We start from the raw sequence: 17,916 nt of genomic DNA, 5'->3' as shown, positions 1-17,916 counted from the left end.
ATTGGAAAATCTTCTTACCCTTGCTGCGCAAATTGCCGAAATCGGCAGCCTGCGCTACACCCCCGCCGGTATTCCCGTGCTTGATGTGGTGTTGAAACATGAATCCTGGCAGCAGGAAAACGGCCAGCAATGCTTGGTTAAGTTTGAAATGCCGGCCAAGATTATCGGTGAGGAAGCTGTGCAGTGGCAGCATCGGAAAAATATAATGGTGGAAGTGAGCGGTTTTCTTGCACAAAGAAGCAAACGCTTTCCACGGCCGATACTGCGGATACAAAACATTCAAGAATATAAAGGTTAAACGACAATGGCTCGTCAATCATTCAAACGTAGAAAATTCTGCCGTTTCACGGCTGAAAAAATCCAAGAAGTGGATTACAAACAAGTAGACCTGTTGAAAGACTTTATCGCTGAAAACGGCAAAATCATTCCTGCCCGCATCACCGGTACCAAAGCAGGTTATCAACGTCAACTGTCTGTTGCGGTTAAACGCGCCCGTTTCCTGGCGCTGTTGCCCTACACCGACCAACATAAATAATTGACGGAGAAAAGTAACATGCAAATCATTCTGTTAGAAAAAATCGGCGGCCTGGGTAATCTGGGTGACGTAGTAACCGTGAAAAACGGTTATGCCCGCAACTTTTTGATTCCCAGCGGTAAAGCCAAACGTGCAACCGAAGCCAACATGAAAGAATTCGAAGCACGCCGCGCCGACCTGGAAGCCAAACAGGCTGAAATTTTGGCCGATGCGCAAGCCCGCCAAGAAAAACTGGACGGCCAAACCATCACCGTAGCGCAAAAAGCCGGTGTTGACGGCCGCCTGTTCGGCTCTGTAACCAACGCTGATATCGCCGAAGCCATCCGCGCCACCGGTATTGAAGCAGCCAAATCCAATGTACGCCTGCCGGAAGGCCCTTTCAAGGCTGTCGGCGAGTACGAAGTGGAAGTGGCGCTGCACACTGATGCCGTAGCTAAAATTACCGTAGCGGTTGTGCCTGCTGTCGAGTAATTCTTCGGTTGTGAGTAAAGGCCGTCTGAAAATATTTCAGACGGCCTTTGCTTGCTTGTTGATGAATCCGAGCGGTGCCAACATACGTAAAACAACTCGGCTGCATGATTTCTGTTAGCTGTATTGATTTGCCGTATTGGCCGGTATTACTTTAATCTGCTGCCTTTGTTTTTAATATTGCAATACGGCGAAGGATAAACAACTCCAACAGGCCGTCTGAAACAACAATGCTTTCAGACGGCCTGTAAATTTGATAAACTGCGCTCTGTTTCTACTTCTTATCACACATTGGATTAAACGATATGAAAAAAATTGCCGTTCCGCTCACTGCTGCGCTGATTTTGGCTGCCTGTAGTGCGCCGCAGCCACCGGAGGGCAGTAACGCGCCCGAAACCGCGGTAGTGCCGCAAGCCCAGCGGCCGGTGTTTGATGATGCTGCCGAATCGGTAGCTATCAGTGGCTTTAACGGCAATGCCAATGTGCAGCGCTTTATCGATTATGAGGTAAAAAGCGGCCGATTCTCGTATAACGAGCTGCAAAACTTTTTCGGCGGTGTTGCATACAAAGGCAACATTATCAATATCATGAACCGCCCCGGCACTTCTAAGCCGTGGTATGAATTCCGCCAAGCTAATGCCGGCGGCAGCCGCGTCAGCGCGGGCAAGCAGTTTTATGCGAAAAACAAAGGGGTGATTGATGCGGTGGCGAAGAGTTACGGTGTGCCGGCTGAAATCATTGTCGCGATTGTGGGCATTGAAACCAATTACGGCACCAATATGGGCAGCTTCCGGGTAGCCGATTCGCTGAGCACGCTGGCATTCGATTACCCGCGCCGTGCCGAATTTTTCCAAAAAGAATTGAATGAATTTCTGTTGATGGCAAAAGCTGAAAAGCGTGATGTGTTCAGCTTTAAAGGCAGCTATGCCGGTGCCATGGGTATGCCGCAGTTTATGCCGTCAAGCTTTCGCAAATACGCGGTGGATTATGATGGTGACGGCTTCCATGATATTTGGAACAACGTCGGCGATGTGGCCGCTTCGGTGGCCAACTATATGAAAGCGCACGGTTGGAAAACCAACGGCAAGATGGTGGTGCCGGTGTCGCTCACCATTAATCAGGAGTTACAAAGCATTATCGACGAAAAAACCGCGCTCACCCGCACCGTAGCCGATTTCAAACGTTTGGGTGTTCAACCGCAGGAAGGGGTAGCTGATGATGAAAAAGCCATCTTATATCGCCTCGAAACCAGCCCGGGGGTGTATGAGTATTATCTCGGTCTGAATAATTTTTATGCCGTTTGGCAATACAACCACAGCCGTATGTATGTGACTGCCGTGCGCGATATCGCCAACGGTGTCAGCGGCAATTACCGCCTGTAAAGCGAGCAGATTATGGCTTATCAAGTGCTTGCCCGTAAGTGGCGGCCGAAAACCTTTGCCGATTTGGTGGGGCAGGAGCATGTAGTCAAAGCGCTGCGCAACGCGCTCGACAAAGGCCGTCTGCATCACGCTTACCTGCTCACCGGCACCCGCGGCGTGGGCAAAACCACCATTGCGCGCATTCTCGCCAAAAGCCTCAATTGCGAGCATACGGAGCATGGCGAACCGTGCGGCGTATGTGAAAGCTGCACTCAAATCGATGCCGGCCGTTATGTTGATTTGTTGGAAATCGATGCGGCATCCAATACCGGTATCGACAATATCCGAGAAGTGTTGGAAAACGCCCAATATGCACCCACGGTGGGCAAATATAAAGTCTACATCATCGATGAAGTGCACATGCTTTCAAAAAGCGCGTTCAACGCCATGCTCAAAACGCTGGAAGAGCCGCCCGAGCATGTGAAATTCATTCTGGCCACCACCGATCCGCACAAAGTGCCGATTACTGTGTTGAGCCGCTGCCTGCAATTTGTGTTGCGCAATATGACCGGCCAGCAGGTGGCCGACCATTTGGCCTATGTGCTGGCAGAAGAAAAAATTGCTTTCGAGCCTGCCGCCTTGCAGCTGCTCGGCCGTGCGGCCATGGGATCGATGCGTGATGCGTTAAGTTTGCTTGATCAGGCCATTGCGATGGGTTCGGGCAGTGTCGGCGAACAAGATGTCCGCCAAATGATTGGGGCTGTTGATAAACGCTATCTTTATGAATTATTGCAGTATATTGTCAATCAAGACGGCGAATCGCTGTTGCAGAAAGCGCAGGAAATGGCCGCCCGTGCCATCGGCTTCGATAGCGCATTAAGCGAATTGGCTATGCTGCTGCAACGTTTGGCCTTATTGAAAACCGTGCCGACAGCCATTGGCAGCGATGACCCCGAATATGAAATCTTGCTGCGCCTGTCGCAATATTTGAGTGATGAGCAGATTCAGCTTTATTACCAATGCGCCATTCACGGCAAACAAGATTTAAGCCTTGCGCCCGACGAATATGCCGGTTTTGTGATGACCTTGCTGCGGATGCTGGCGTTTACTCCGATGGCGGCCAAGCCCTACGATATCGATGATGTGGTTGAGGGAACGCAACTGCATAATCCTGCGCATACGGAATCTGCCGAAAAAAAGCCGTTGACTCTGCCTGATATGCCGGCTGTTGCGGTGGAAATACCACAGCAAACACAACCGGCAGCCGCAGTGCCTCAGGAATTGCCGGCGGGCAAAACGGCAGCCGTTCAGGCAGAGACGGAAATCCCACCTTGGGAGGAGGCTGCGCCGGCAGTTGAGGCAGCTTCGTCGCTTGAGGTTGCGCCGGTGTCCGAAAAGCAGACATCTGCACCCTCACTGCCGGAGTCGGAGACTGTGCCGACTATTGCAGATGAAACTTATGCTGATTCTGAAACGGTTGCTGAAAATCATGACGGCATACCGGCTGGTGCATTGTATTTTGCGCCGGATATCGAGCCGGAAGATGATACCGGATACGCTGATTATGGCGAACCGCCTTTGTCTGCCGCAGTAGCCGAATTGGTGGCAGACGTTGAAGACGATGAGGATACGGCAGAAGCCGAAACGGCGGCAGATGAGCCGGTATTTGTGCCTTTGCCGGAATTTTTACCGGAAAATTGGGCGGCTATTGTCAAGCGGCTGGCGCCGAAGCTGGGTGCCGCGCAAATGCTGACCCGCCACGCCGCCTGGACGGCGTATCATGCCGATACCGGCCTGATGCTGTTGGCGCTGACGGCAGAAGCACGGGCGACTACCAATAAAGAGCGTTTGGACAAAATTCAAAACACCTTGGCTGAAGCTTACGACCTGAATTTGAAATTGCAAACCGAGCCCTGGCGTGATGATGCCGGCTGGGAAACTCCCGATATGCGCTACAAACGCTTGCAACGCGAGGGGCGTCGCCATGCGCAAACATTGCTTGAGGCCGATGCTGCGGCGCAAGATATCTTGCAGCTGTTTGAGGCTGAATGGCTGCCGGATACTTTAGTGTTGGCCGAACAGGAAGACTAGGGTGTCCTGATGTGTTGTTTATGAGGAGATTTTTGTTCCTAGGGTGTCCTGATCATTCCGAATTATTCAGATTTTTTGCGATAAAAGTGCAGATGCCAGGCAAAAAACGCAGCAAGATTGGGCATCTTGCAAGGCTTTTTAACGCAGCAGATGTGCTTTTAGCGCAAAAAAGATGATGATATATGACACATCAGGACATCCTAGCAATGCAGGTGCCAGATAAAAACGCAGCAAGATAGACATCTTGTCAGACTTTTTAATGCAGCAAATGCAGTTTTAGGGGCAAAAAATCACCATAAATCGAATGGTCAGGATAGCTAGGATGTGCTGACTATTATAGATGGCAACGGAAATATTTTGCCTTTAAACAGCAATCAGCAACTTCAATTATTATGTTTGCGGTATGGCAGAAATCATACCGCCCCCCGATAAGGCCGTCTGAAATCGGCAGAACCATGTTTCAGACGGCCTGATTTTTTTGATTTTTATAGGAGCAAACTATGTTTGGAAAAGCCGGATTGGGCGGCTTGATGAAGCAAGCCCAGCAAATGCAGGAAAATATGAAAAAAGCGCAGGCCAAGCTTACCGAAACCGAAGTGAGCGGCGAGGCCGGCAACGGTTTGGTGAAAGTCACCATGACGTGCAATCATGTTTTGCGCAAACTGGATATCAGCGAAGAGCTGATTCAAGAAGCCGCCGATGATAAAGAAATGCTGGAAGACTTGATTTTGGCGGCCATTAATGATGCCGGCGCCAAAGCCGAAGAAACCACCAGCAAAACCATGGGCGCATTCACGCAAGGCCTGCCGCCCGGCATGGGGGATTTTTTCCGGTAAATTGTTGTTTGCAACAGGGCTCAGCTTTAAGAAGCCTAGGGTATTCTGACCATTCAATTTATGGAGGTTTTTTTGTTTCTGGAAAGGCAGGTGCCAGGAAAAAACGTAGTAAGGTTGGACATCTTGCGAGGCTTTTTAACGCAGCTGATGCGTTTTCAGAAACAAAATACATCCGTAAATCGAATGGGTACCGCAATGCATTTTCAGCCATAAAAACCTAATGGCCAACAACAGCAGGCTGAACCTGATTGGTGCCGTTTGAATATTTTCAGACGGCATTCAAATCATAAACTCACGCTTTATCTTTAATTATCATGTTTGATTGTTTCATGCCTGTTTACCAAAATGAACTAATGGTGATGGCTCGCCTAAGTTCGAAGAGAAAAGGTCTCGCTAAGGCACGGAAGCACCAAGCCAATCGGTTTCATATTATTTGTACTGTCTTCTACTCGCTGTCTTGCCAGCTTACTTTTGTGAATCGGTCTCAGGCCGTCTGAAAGCTTATGTCTAAAACACCCGATGCGTTTACCCGTTTAATCAATGCTTTAAAAGTATTGCCCAATGTCGGCCCCAAATCGGCGCAACGTATGGCTTACCAACTGTTGCAGCACAACCGGGAAGGTGCGGCCGAATTGGCGGGGGCTTTGCAAAATGCCCTAAACTTGGTGCATCATTGCAGCGGCTGCAATACTTTTTGCGAAAACGAACAGTGTGAAATCTGTGCCGACACCGGCCGTGACAGCCGCCGCTTGATGATTGTGCATATGCCGGCCGATGTGGCCAGCATGGAAGCGGCTCATTGTCATGACGGGCTTTATTTTGTGTTGATGGGGCAAGTCAGCCCGGCTCAGGGCATGGATTTGAATCATATTGCGCTGGAAAAATTGGTAAGCCGGCTGCAAAACAGCGCAGTCGAAGAAATCATCATCGCCACCAATTTTACCGCTGAGGGCGATGCGACCGCTTATGTGTTGTCTGAATTATTTAAAAATCTGCCTTATAAAGTAAGCCGTCTGGCGCGCGGTATGCCTTTGGGCGGCGAGCTGGAATATGTGGATGCGGGCACGCTGGCACAAGCGGTGTATGAGCGGCGATTGTTGAAAGAGTGATATTCTTCACAAAAATAAGCTAATACCCATTCATAAAAGTCAGCTGGCAAGGTGGTGTGCAGAAGACCGCACACACGTATGGGAAGACGAGCCCATGCCGTTAGCTTATTTTTGTGAATGGGTAGAGCCGCTTGTAGTATGCTGCCACAGTATGAATGGAGAGTATAGATATCGGCAAGCCCAGCCGGCTCATGATTTCTATGTGATGAGGCCGTCTGAAAATATGATTCAGACGGCCTTTGTTGTTGCCTGTATTAAAATAGACGGCTATGCTTTTTTGGTTTCTTCCTGGCGAAGTTCGCGGCGCAAGATTTTACCCACGTTTGATTTGGGCAATTCATCGCGAAACTCAATCAGTTTCGGCACTTTATAAGCAGTCAGCTCGCCACGGGCGTAGTCAATCAGCTCTTGTTCGGTAAGTGATGCTTCTTTTTTCACCACAAAAAGCTTCAGTGCTTCGCCGGTTTTTTCATGATCAACGCCGATACAGGCCACTTCCAACACTTTCGGGTGTTGGGCGATCACATCTTCCACTTCATTCGGATACACGTTGAAGCCTGATACGACAATCATGTCTTTTTTGCGGTCAACCAGTTTGATCCAGCCTTTTTCATCCACAACGGCAATATCGCCGGTGGCCAGAAAACCTTTGCTGTCGAGCACTTTTTCGGTTTCTTCTGGGCGTTTCCAATAGCCTTTCATCACTTGCGGGCCTTTGACCCACAGTTCGCCGGGCTCGCCTGTCGCAACCGGGCGGCCTTGTTCGTCGCGGATTTCAATATCAGTGTTGGAAATCGGCAAACCGATACTGCCGGTATAGGCTTTGATGTTGAGCGGATTGATGGCAACGCCGGGGCTGGTTTCGGTAAGACCGTAGGCTTCGATGATGGGAATGCCGGTAATGCTTTGCCATTTGTCGGCCACGGCTTTTTGTACAGCCATACCGCCGCCGAGCGAAAGCTTCCAGCGCGAAAAATCCATGGCTTTAAATGCATCTTGGTTGATCAGTGCATTAAATAAAGTGTTCACACCGATAAACACGGTGGCTTGGTGTTTTTGCATGTCTTTAATCAGGGCGGCTTGGTCGCGCGGGTTGGTAATCAGCAGGTTGGTGGCCCCCAATTCCATAAAAATCATCAGATTAACGGTAAGCGCAAAAATGTGGTAGAGCGGCAGGGCATTCACTGCGACTTCGCCGTCGCGGCTGAGATCCTGCCTGATCCATTCTTTGGCCTGCACCACATTGGCGCAAATGTTGGCATGGGTCAGCTCGGCACCTTTGGCCACGCCGGTGGTGCCGCCGGTGTATTGCAGAAAGGCAGTGTCTTCCAGCGTAATTTCTACCGGCTCAAACGGTTTTTCCCGGCCGATGGCCAAGGCTTGTTTGAAGGGGATGGCGCCGGGCAATTCATATTTCGGCACCATTTTTTTGATTTTCCGCACCACAAAATTGGTTATCCAGCCTTTGAAACCGCCCAGCAAATCGCCGATAGCGGTGATGACCACGTTTTGGATTTGTGTACGCGGCAGCACCATTTCGAGTGTGTCGGCAAAGTTTTCCAACACCACAATGGTGGTGGCGCCGCTGTCTTTGAGCTGATGTTCCAATTCCCGCGGGGTATAAAGCGGATTAACATTCACAACAACCATACCGGCTTGCAGGGCGCCGAATAATGCAACCGGATATTGCAGCAGGTTGGGCATCATAATGGCCACGCGGTCACCGCGTTTGAGTTTGAGATGATGCTGTAAAAATGATGAAAACCGACCGGCCGCTTCGGCCAACTCGCCGAAGCTCATGGTTTTATCCATATTGATAAACGCAGTGCGATCAGCATAGCGTTCGGTGCTTTGTCGGAATACATCGACAATTGAGCTAAACTGGCGGACATCAACTTCTGCGCTGACACCTTCCTGATAGCTTTGTAACCAGATTTTCTCCATACTGTTTCTCCTGATGGTTTTATTTATTGTGAGGTACTGCTCATTGCGGTAACTGCGGGGTAAAAATAACGCAGTTATTACAGAATATAACGTAAATCAAGCATAATCGCAGAAATTATTTCGAGCAAGTGCTTTAGGATGTTCTGACCACTCGATTGGCGGGTGCTTTTTACTCCTAAAAACGCAGCAAGATTAGGCATCTTGCGAGGCTTTTTAACGCAGCAGATGTGCTTTTAGCGCAAAAAATCTGAGTAATTTTGAATTGCCAGGACACCCTAGAGGGGGTTCGGCATCAAAAATAATGCCATTTTATTATTTTGTTATAGCGAATATAAAAATGCCGTCTGAACATTTTCAGACGGCATATAAGATTATTTGTTTAACAGTTAAGCGCGTTTGCGGAATTCGCCGGTGCGGGTATCGATTTCGATTTTGTCGCCGTTTTCCACATAAGACATCACTTGGATTTCGGTGCCACCGATCAGGCGTGCGGTTTTCATCACTTTGCCTGAAGTGTCGCCTTTAACAGCCGGCTCGGTGTATTCCACTTCGCGCACGATGATGGTGGGCAGCTCTACGGAAATGGGGTTACCTTCGTAGAAGGTTACTTCGCACACGTCTTCCATGCCGTCTACGATAAATTTCAGGTTGTCGCCGATGTTTTCGGCTTCGATTTCATATTGGTTGAACTCTTCATCCATAAATACATACATCGGGTCGGCAAAGTAGCTGTAGGTGCAGTTTTTGCGGGCCAGCACCACGACATCGAATTTGTCGTCGGCTTTATAGATGGTTTCGGTAGCGGCGCCGGTGAGCAGGTTTTTCAGCTTCATGCTCACTTTGGCCGAGCTGCGGCCGCCTTTGATGTATTCGGTTTTTTGTACCACCATCGGGTCGTTGCCCACCATAAATACGTTGCCTGAGCGCAATTCTTGTGCGGTTTTCATTGTGTTTTCCAATCAATCGGTAATCGTAAAAATAAACGCGCTATTCTAACTTACCTTGTATAAATTTGGCTAGTTTTTCGGTAGCGGAAGTTTGGGCAAACAGGTTTTGCTGCCAATCGGTGCTGCTTTTTTGCCACGCGTGCCAGTGTGTTTGCAGCACCTTCCAAGCAGCAAGCCGCGCCGCAGCGGTCAGGGCGGGGCCGCCGTTCAGTTCGTCGGAGAGGGCTTGGTGGGCACTTTGCACAGCCTCGGGAAAGGTGGGGTAGACGCGCTGCCAAAAGGCATGCAGTTTGTCAAAATGCGCCATCTCGTCTTGCGGATAAATGTGCCAGAAAAAAGGTTTGGCTGCATATTGGGCGCGCACGAAGCTGTCTTCGCCGCGGATAATCAGCCCGTCGGCCAGGTGCAGCAGGCGGTCGAAATCGCTTTGGGGCACAAAAGGCATGTTGACTAAAGTAACACATGCCGTCTGAAACACATCGCCGTGGTGCATCAACGCGTTTTGGGGAATAGCAGCATCGGCTTTGAGGCTCTCAATAATCTGTTTGCCTGCCAACAGCAGGCAAATAGGCTTACCGGCCTGTTGCCACATGCGCAGCCATTCGGTCCATATCGGGCTGTGGTAGCCGAACAGCAGCCATTCGGGGGCGGTTTTCTCAGGCAGCAGCCATTGCTTTCTCAAGGCATTATCGGGCGTGCTGCTTCGGGCATAATCATATTCGCGCAAGAGGCCGCCGCTGTTTTCACTGAAACCCATAAACCAGAAATATTTCTGCAAGCCGTTGCTTTGCAGTGAAGGCAGTGCGTGCAGACGTTCGTTGCTGGCTTCGGCGCTGAGATATTCCCAATTCAACCATAAAGGCCGGGTTTTCAGCATAATGTCGAGCACATTCGGCGCTAAATTGCAGGCAAAGGTTTCGATAACGATTTGCGGTGGTGGGGCTGCAGACGCGCCTTCGGCATATACACCTGCCTGCCAGCGCTGTATGGCAATATTGTGGAAAGTGCAGGGCAGGGGCGGCAAGCCGGGGCACAGTGCGCTCAAGGCGGTTTCATCATCTACCCACAAGCACACCCGCCAGCCCAACTCATTGTGCAGGGCGCGGGCCAGGCGCCACGATACGCCGATGTCGCCGTAATTGTCGATGACATTGCAAAACAGCCAGCAGGTAAATTGAGAAGGGTTTTCAAACGGCTTCATTTTTTTCAGACGGCCTTAAATCATTGTGGGGCAAGGTTTTACGCTGATTTGGCGTTTTGTCAAGCGCTTGTGTACATAAATTTTATGTTTATCCACATTGGGAAAAATAAACATTGTGGCTGTCATAAAAATAAAGCAAAAGAATCTTGACAACTTCTTTTATTATTTAACTTTATGAAATATAAAGATTTTATTTGTCGGCTTAATTTTTGTGCAATCATGTTGGAAAGCCTGATTTTATAGGAAAAACCGCATCAGTTCACATACTGTCCACAAAGTTATCCACAGGTTTTGTGGGTAAGCCCTGCAAGCATTGCTGTATGCGATTTCATGCTTTTGGAATTTTAAAAATTATGCTTGCCCGACTGCAAAATTTCAGATGGCCTCGAAATACAAAAGATACTTATCATCATTTAAACGGATATGCGGTAAATGCTTTCCCAATCGGGTAGTATGTGTTCATAAATCACATGGTCAGGACACCCTAGAAGCACAAAGCCAAAGAAGAGCGGTTTTGTGTTAGAATCGTGTGTGAATTTTTCTCTTTAGAATTGCCAAACCATCATGACCGACGCAACCATCCGCAACGACCATCACTTTGCCAAAGAAACCATCCCCATCAGCCTTGAAGACGAAATGCGCCGCAGCTACCTCGATTACGCCATGAGCGTGATTGTGGGGCGGGCGCTGCCGGATGTGCGCGATGGTTTGAAACCGGTGCACCGCCGCGTGCTTTACGCCATGCACGAGCTGAAAAACAACTGGAACAGCGCCTATAAAAAATCTGCCCGTATTGTCGGCGACGTAATCGGTAAATACCACCCCCATGGCGACAGTGCAGTGTATGACACCATTGTGCGCATGGCACAGGATTTTTCATTGCGCTATATGCTGGTCGACGGTCAGGGCAATTTCGGCTCGGTTGACGGCGACGGCGCCGCGGCGATGCGTTATACCGAAATCCGCATGGCTAAAATCGCCCATGAAATGCTGGCCGATATCGAAGAAGAAACCGTGAATTTCGGCCCCAACTACGACGGCAGCGAACATGAGCCGCTGGTTTTGCCCACCCGTTTTCCGGCCTTGCTGGTCAACGGTTCATCCGGTATTGCCGTGGGCATGGCCACCAATATCCCGCCGCACAACCTCACCGAAACCATCAACGCCTGCGTGGCGCTTTTGCACAACGGTGACATGAGCATCGAAGAATTGATTCAATTGATGCCGGCGCCCGATTTCCCCACCGGCGCCACCATTTACGGCTTGAGCGGTGTGCGCGAAGGCTATAAAACCGGCCGCGGCCGCGTGGTGATGCGCGGTAAAACCCATATCGAGCCCATCGGCAAACACGGCGAACGCGAAGCCATCATCATTGATGAAATTCCGTATCAGGTAAACAAAGCCAAATTGGTAGAGAAAATCGGCGAATTGGTGCGCGATAAGGTGTTGGAAGGCGTTTCCGATCTGCGCGATGAGTCTGATAAATCGGGCATGCGCGTGGTTATCGAGCTCAAACGCAACGAAAACGCCGAAGTGGTGTTGAACCAGCTTTATAAGCTCACCCAATTGCAAGACAGCTTCGGCATCAATATGGTGGCGCTGGTCGACGGACAGCCGCGCCTGCTCAATCTCAAGCAGATTTTGAGCGAATTTTTGCGCCACCGCCGCGAAGTGGTTACCCGCCGCACCTTATTCCGCTTGAAAAAAGCCCGCCACGAAGGCCATATCGCCGAAGGTAAAGCAGTGGCCTTGTCTAACATCGACGAAATGATCGAGCTGATTAAAACTTCAGCCGATGCACCCGAAGCCAAAGAACGCCTGTTGGCACGCGCCTGGCGTTCCGGTTTGGTGGAAGACATGCTCAGCCGCAGCGATTTGGACTTGAGCATGGCACGCCCCGAAGGGCTGCCGGAAAATCTGGGTTTGCAGGGCGAAGGTTATTATCTGAGCGACATACAGGCCGATGCTATTTTGCGCATGAGCCTGCGCAACCTTACCGGCCTCGATCAAGACGGCATTATCGGTGATTATAAAAACATTATGGCGCAGATTATTGATTTTCTGGATATTTTGGCCAAGCCGGAGCGCATCACCCAAATCATCAACGACGAATTGGAAGAAATCAAAAGCCAATTCGGTGATGAGCGCCGCAGCGAAATCAACCCCTTCGGTGGCGACATTGCCGATGAAGACCTGATTCCGCCACGCGAAATGGTAGTCACGCTTACCCACAGCGGCTACATCAAAACCCAACCGACCAGCGATTATCAGGCACAGCGCCGCGGCGGACGCGGCAAGCAGGCTGCCGCCACTAAAGACGAAGACTTTATCGAAACCCTGTTTGTGGCCAACACCCACGATTATCTGATGTGTTTCACCAATTTAGGCAAGTGCCATTGGATTAAAGTATACAAACTGCCTGAAGGCGGGCGCAACAGTCGCGGCCGACCGATTAACAATGTCATCCAACTCGATGAGGGCGAAAAAGTGAGCGCCATTCTGGCTGTGCGCGATTTCCCCGAAGACGAATACGTATTCTTCGCTACTGCGCAAGGCATGGTGAAAAAAGTGCAATTGTGCGCCTTTAAAAACGTGCGTGCGCAAGGCATTAAAGCCATTGCGCTGAAAGAGGGCGATTCACTGGTAGGCGTAGCCAAAACCGGCGGCTGTCACGACATTATGCTGTTTTCCAACCTCGGTAAAGCCATCCGATTCAACGAATATTGGGAAGGCAGCAGCGATGCTGACGAGAGCGAAGAAGACGGCGACATCATTGAAGCCGAAAGCAGCGATGAAGCCGACAACGGCGAAAGCAGCGCGCCCAAAGCCAACAAAGGTGTACGCCCATCCGGTCGCGGCAGCGGCGGTTTGCGCGGTATGCGTCTGCCTGCCGACGGCCGTATCGTCAGCCTGATTACTTTCGCGCCCGAGTGCGAGGCGCAAGAAGAACTGCAAGTGCTCACCGCCACGGCCAACGGCTACGGCAAGCGCACCCCGATTGCCGACTACAGCCGCAAAGGCAAAGGCGGCCAGGGCAATATCGCTATCAACACCGGCAAGCGCAACGGCGATTTGGTGGCCGCAACGCTGGTGGCCGAGAGCGATGATTTGATGCTGATTACCAGCGGCGGCGTATTGATTCGCACCAAAGTCGATCAAATCCGCGAAACCGGCCGTGCAGCGGCAGGTGTGAAGCTGATTAACCTCGATGAAGGCGAAACTTTGGTCAGCCTGGAGCGTGTCGCAGAGCCGGAAGAAGCAGAGAACGAAACTTTAGAAAATCTGTCTGACCATCCTGATGATCAAGCACCTGCTTCAGAGTAAGATAATAGGGAAAGCGTTTACTTGATTTGATTTACCGTGAAATGAAGAAAAAGTGCTACGGTGTTGCTGCGGCTTGCTGCTTTGTATCACTCCTTTTTCATTTCACTATAATTTGATGACAACATCAATTGGGAGTTGAGTAATCGTGAAAAAGAAAATTTATGTACGGCTGTTGCGTGTTATCGGCGCTATTTTACCGCCTTCCTACGAAAAACCGTTTGGCGGAATTGCTAAAAAAATCAGGTATTTTCTGGCCAAACGGATTTCCGACAATATCGGTAAAAATGTGAATATCGAGCAAGGCGGCTATGTGCTTCCCGACACGGTGGTGGGAGACAATTCGAGCATCGGTGTAAGGTGTGAAATCGCCAAAGGCTTAACCCTCGGAAAAAATGTTTTTATGGGGCCGGAGTGCTTGTTTTACAGCACACAACATAAATTCGATCCCGTTACCAAGCAATACGATGGTTATACCGAAGTGAAGCCCATCGTTATCGGTGATAATGTCTGGCTGGGTCGCCGTGCGATTATTATGGGCGGCGTAACCATCGGTGAAGGTTGCACCATCGGTGCCGCTGCGGTTGTCACCAGAGATATTCCACCTTATAGCGTTGCGGCAGGCAACCCGGCAGTGGTTAAGAAAAACTTGCTGGATTGAATGATTTAGGGGCTTAAAAGACGCATCAGGCTCTTTTAGGCAATATAATCAAGGCCGTCTGAAAGCATATTTTCAGACGGCCTTGATATATTGTGTTGTGGTTAGGATATCCTGACGTGTTATATATCATCAAATTTTTTGCGCTAACAGCATATTTTCTACATTAAAAATGCCTCGTAAGATGTCCAATCTTGCTGCATTTTTGCCTGGTATCTGCATTTTCAGGAGCGCAAATCCGCTCATAAACGACCATCAGAACACCCTAAGGGGATGCCGGCCGATTGGCTTGGAGCCGTTTATAATCATTGCTTTCACCACACACAGGTCGTCTGAAAACTTTCAGGCGGCCTGTGTGTGGTGAAAGAAAAATACTTATCGGTTTTCAGCAGCACCACGGCGGGCGCGGATGATTTCAATCACGGCGGGCAGAATCGAAATCACGATGATGGCGGCCAGCACCAAGGCCAGGTTGTTTTTGACCACCGGTATGTTGGCAAAGAAGTAACCGGCATAAGAAAACAACACCACCCATAAAACCGCACCGATAATATTGTAGCGGATAAAGCGGCCGTAGTGCATATTGCCCATGCCGGCCACAAACGGGGCAAACGTGCGCACAATCGGCACGAAGCGGGCGATGATAATGGTTTTACCGCCGTGTTTTTCATAAAAGGCGTGGGTTTTTTTCAGATAGGCGCGGCGGAAAATTTTGGAATCGGGGTTGGCAAACAAGCGGCCGCCGAAATATTTACCGATGGCAAAGTTGACCGCATCGCCTAAAATGGCAGCAACCAACAGCAGCGCCACCATCAGGTGGATGTTCATTTCGCCCAACGCAGCAATACCGCCGGCGGCAAAGAGTAACGAATCGCCGGGCAGGAAAGGGGTGACCACCAACCCGGTTTCACAAAAAATAATCAAAAACAATATGGCGTAAATCCACATGCCGTAATCGGCGGCAAGCACGCTCAAATGCTGGTCGATGTGCATGATGAAATCAATAATGGTGCTGATCACAAATAATCTTTCTTGAATAAAGGCCGGAATATCCGATTTTAACAATGCCGTCTGAAGATAAATTTAAAAAACAAGGGTTCAGACGGCCTGATGTGCCAGAAGTTCGCTATTCTAAGTGAAAACCGCGTTTGCGCCAAACCGCAGAGAATAAACGGCGCGGCTTGCTGCCATGCGTGAAAACAACGTACAATTAACCGCCCTGATGCCTGCGGAAAGATTTTTCTGTGAACCAGCTTATTTTTGATTTTGCCGCCCAAGCCTACCCCGGATTTGATAAATTTCTGGGCACGGCCAACGCCGAGCTGCTGCACGTGCTGCAACAGCAGCACGGCCAGTTTATTTATGTGTGGGGGCAGGAAGGCTCGGGCAAAAGCCATCTTTTGCAGGCATGGGTGGCGCAGGCGCTGCAAGCCGGGCACCGGGCCGTGTATGTCGATGCCGCCCAATCGCCGCTTACCGACAAAGCCTTTGAGGCCGATTATCTGGCCATCGACCAGGTTGATAAATTAAACGACGACGAGCAAGCGCTGCTGTTTGCCGTGTTTAACCAGTTTCGCAACAGCGGCCAAGGCTTTCTGCTGCTCTCAGCCGATGTGCCGCCGCAACAGCTGGTGATCCGCGAAGATTTGCGCACCCGCATGGGCTACTGCCTGATTTATGATGTGAAACCGCTGAGCGATCAAGAAAAAATCGATGCGCTGGTGAGCATGGCCGCAGCACGTCAGCTCACGATTGATGCCGACATTTTTGCCTATCTGCTCAACCACTGGCGCCGCGATATGGACAGCCTGATGCAGATGCTCGACACCCTCGACAACTACGCCGTGATGATGGGCAAACGCATCACGCTGCCTTTATTGCGCCAGCTTTTGAAACAACAGGAAACCGAATGAAAAACCTCGCCATTTTCGATCTCGACAACACACTGATCAACACCGATTCCGATCACGCCTGGCCGCAATATCTGATCAAAAAAGGCGTGGTCGATGCAGAATACACCCGCACCCAAAACGACAAATTCTATCAAGACTACTGCAACGGCTGCCTCAATATCGATGAATTTCTGGCTTTTCATTTGGCGCCGCTGAGCCGTTTCAGCATGGACGAATTGGCCGAAATGCATCGCGAATTCACACGAGAATTCATTCTGCCGCACATCAGCCCGATGGCAAAAATGCTGGTGCAAGGCCACCGTGATGCCGGCGATGAATTGCTGGTGATTTCGTCTACCAACGAATTTATCATCACCCCCATCTGCCGCCTTTTCGGTATCGAAAACATTATCGGCACCCAGCTCGAAATCAGCGCCGACGGCCGCTACACCGGCCGCCATATCGGCACCCCGAGCCTGAAAGAGGGCAAAATCACCCGCCTTAACCAATGGCTGGAAGCGCGCGGCGAAACCATTGCTGGTTACGGCAAAACCTATTTTTACAGCGATTCCCAAAACGATTTGCCGCTGTTGCGCATCGTATCCGACCCCGTGGCCGTGAATCCCGATGAAGCATTGCTCAAAGAAGCCGCCGAAAAAGGCTGGCCGGTGTTGAATTTCAAATAAGGCCGTCTGAAATGCCGCAATACAAACCCGTTACCGTGACCACCACCGCGCCCAATCTCGAAGAAGCGCGGCGTATCGGCGCGGCGCTGTTGGCGCACAAGCTGGCTGCCTGTGTGCAATACGAAACCATTACCAGCCAATATGTTTGGCAGGGCGAACTGCATTGCGATGAAGAAATCCGCCTTACCGTCAAATCATCCCGCTGCCATTACCGCGCCATCGAAAAAACCATTTTACAGCTGCACAGCTACGAATGCCCGCAGATTCTGATGCAGCCGGTCAGTAGAGGTTTTGCACCATATTTAAGATGGGCAAAAGCCGCTTTGGGTTTATAATACAGGCCGTCTGAAACGCATCATGCACACTATGATTCAGACGGCCTCAAACAGCCGTTTGCATACTGATAACGCTTTGAACCATTTGATTAAAAGAAAGAAAACCATGTTTCGCACCATGCTCGGCGGCAAAATCCACCGCGCCACCGTTACCGAAGCCGATTTGAACTACGTCGGCAGCATTACCGTCGACCAAGACCTGCTCGACGCCGCAGGCATCTGCGTGAACGAGAAAGTGCAAATCGTCAACAACAACAACGGCGCGCGGCTGGAAACCTATACCATTCCCGGCGAGCGCGGCAGCGGTGTTATCTGTCTCAACGGCGCCGCCGCACGGCTGGTGCAGAAAGGCGATATTGTGATTATCATGTCGTATATCTTGATGAGCAACGAAGAAGCCAAAAACCACGAGCCCAAAGTGGTGCTGGTCAACGAACAAAACAAAATCCGCGGCATTATCCATTATGAGCCGCCGCATACCGTGTTGTAAGCATCAATAAAACATCAGGCCGTCTGAAAGATTATTTTTCAG

At 50.3% G+C, this 17,916-nt stretch carries 17 protein-coding genes; 13 read left to right on the top strand and 4 right to left on the bottom strand.

Annotated features, from left to right (window positions below; genetic code table 11):
• Window position 1 precedes the first annotated feature (1 nt).
• The 7 genes from priB (at window position 2) to recR (ending at window position 6,400) form a co-directional block, all read left to right on the top strand.
• Entirely contained in the window at window positions 2-298 is a 297-nt protein-coding gene (gene priB / locus LVJ83_RS07750; RefSeq protein ID WP_244783952.1) for a primosomal replication protein N, read from the top strand.
• A 6-nt stretch (window positions 299-304) separates the two neighbouring features.
• A complete protein-coding gene (gene rpsR / locus LVJ83_RS07745; RefSeq protein ID WP_132952286.1) occupies window positions 305-535 on the top strand; it encodes a 30S ribosomal protein S18 in 231 nt (76 codons plus the stop codon).
• 18 nt (window positions 536-553) lie between these two features.
• Complete coding sequence (rplI, locus tag LVJ83_RS07740; protein WP_244783951.1) at window positions 554-1,006, top strand: 50S ribosomal protein L9; 453 nt, start codon at window positions 554-556, stop codon at window positions 1,004-1,006.
• Window positions 1,007-1,308: 302 nt separating this feature from the next.
• Entirely contained in the window at window positions 1,309-2,385 is a 1,077-nt protein-coding gene (gene mltB / locus LVJ83_RS07735) for a lytic murein transglycosylase B (RefSeq protein ID WP_244783950.1), read from the top strand.
• A 12-nt stretch (window positions 2,386-2,397) separates the two neighbouring features.
• A complete protein-coding gene (gene dnaX / locus LVJ83_RS07730) occupies window positions 2,398-4,455 on the top strand; it encodes a DNA polymerase III subunit gamma/tau (RefSeq protein WP_244783949.1) in 2,058 nt (685 codons plus the stop codon).
• Window positions 4,456-4,955: 500 nt separating this feature from the next.
• Complete coding sequence (locus tag LVJ83_RS07725) at window positions 4,956-5,291, top strand: YbaB/EbfC family nucleoid-associated protein (protein WP_244783948.1); 336 nt, start codon at window positions 4,956-4,958, stop codon at window positions 5,289-5,291.
• 503 nt (window positions 5,292-5,794) lie between these two features.
• Window positions 5,795-6,400 carry a recombination mediator RecR gene (gene recR, locus LVJ83_RS07720; protein WP_244783947.1) on the top strand — a complete coding sequence of 202 codons (606 nt, stop codon included), beginning with the start codon at window positions 5,795-5,797 and terminating at the stop codon, window positions 6,398-6,400.
• A 267-nt stretch (window positions 6,401-6,667) separates the two neighbouring features.
• Here the strand turns inward: recR and LVJ83_RS07715 are convergent, their stop codons facing one another.
• The 3 genes from LVJ83_RS07715 to earP all read right to left on the bottom strand — a co-directional run bounded on the left by LVJ83_RS07715 (window position 6,668) and on the right by earP (window position 10,492).
• Complete coding sequence (locus LVJ83_RS07715; RefSeq protein ID WP_244783946.1) at window positions 6,668-8,344, bottom strand: AMP-binding protein; 1,677 nt, start codon at window positions 8,342-8,344, stop codon at window positions 6,668-6,670.
• Between the two features lie 386 nt (window positions 8,345-8,730).
• Entirely contained in the window at window positions 8,731-9,291 is a 561-nt protein-coding gene (gene efp / locus LVJ83_RS07710; protein WP_244783945.1) for an elongation factor P, read from the bottom strand.
• A gap of 40 nt (window positions 9,292-9,331) precedes the next feature.
• Entirely contained in the window at window positions 9,332-10,492 is a 1,161-nt protein-coding gene (gene earP / locus LVJ83_RS07705) for an elongation factor P maturation arginine rhamnosyltransferase EarP (protein WP_244783944.1), read from the bottom strand.
• 564 nt (window positions 10,493-11,056) lie between these two features.
• Here earP and gyrA point away from each other — a divergent pair.
• Both gyrA and LVJ83_RS07695 read left to right on the top strand, forming a co-directional pair.
• Window positions 11,057-13,816 carry a DNA gyrase subunit A gene (gene gyrA, locus LVJ83_RS07700; RefSeq protein ID WP_244783943.1) on the top strand — a complete coding sequence of 920 codons (2,760 nt, stop codon included), beginning with the start codon at window positions 11,057-11,059 and terminating at the stop codon, window positions 13,814-13,816.
• Window positions 13,817-13,961: 145 nt separating this feature from the next.
• Window positions 13,962-14,474 carry an acyltransferase gene (locus LVJ83_RS07695; protein ID WP_244783942.1) on the top strand — a complete coding sequence of 171 codons (513 nt, stop codon included), beginning with the start codon at window positions 13,962-13,964 and terminating at the stop codon, window positions 14,472-14,474.
• A gap of 372 nt (window positions 14,475-14,846) precedes the next feature.
• Here LVJ83_RS07695 and LVJ83_RS07690 read toward each other — a convergent pair whose 3' ends face one another.
• Entirely contained in the window at window positions 14,847-15,491 is a 645-nt protein-coding gene (locus LVJ83_RS07690) for a DedA family protein (RefSeq protein ID WP_244783941.1), read from the bottom strand.
• Window positions 15,492-15,715: 224 nt separating this feature from the next.
• Between LVJ83_RS07690 and hda the strand changes: the two genes are divergently transcribed.
• From hda to panD, 4 genes are all read left to right on the top strand, one after another.
• The gene (gene hda / locus LVJ83_RS07685) at window positions 15,716-16,384 is read left to right on the top strand and encodes a DnaA regulatory inactivator Hda (RefSeq protein ID WP_244783940.1); all 669 of its coding nucleotides are present in this window, start codon (window positions 15,716-15,718) and stop codon (window positions 16,382-16,384) included.
• Window positions 16,381-17,049 carry a histidinol-phosphatase gene (locus LVJ83_RS07680; protein ID WP_244783939.1) on the top strand — a complete coding sequence of 223 codons (669 nt, stop codon included), beginning with the start codon at window positions 16,381-16,383 and terminating at the stop codon, window positions 17,047-17,049. The genes hda and LVJ83_RS07680 overlap by 4 nt, the downstream gene beginning before the upstream one ends.
• An 11-nt stretch (window positions 17,050-17,060) precedes the next feature.
• Complete coding sequence (gene cutA / locus LVJ83_RS07675) at window positions 17,061-17,384, top strand: divalent-cation tolerance protein CutA (protein WP_244783938.1); 324 nt, start codon at window positions 17,061-17,063, stop codon at window positions 17,382-17,384.
• A 106-nt stretch (window positions 17,385-17,490) separates the two neighbouring features.
• Window positions 17,491-17,874: an aspartate 1-decarboxylase gene (panD, locus tag LVJ83_RS07670; RefSeq protein ID WP_244787700.1), complete on the top strand. Its 384-nt coding sequence runs from the start codon at window positions 17,491-17,493 to the stop codon at window positions 17,872-17,874.
• Window positions 17,875-17,916 lie beyond the last annotated feature (42 nt).

It is taken from the genome of Uruburuella testudinis, assembly GCF_022870865.1.
GTDB classification, from domain to species: domain Bacteria; phylum Pseudomonadota; class Gammaproteobacteria; order Burkholderiales; family Neisseriaceae; genus Neisseria; species Neisseria testudinis.
Note: the sequence above shows the minus strand (reverse complement) of the source record. Positions and strands in the feature narration are given on the sequence as shown.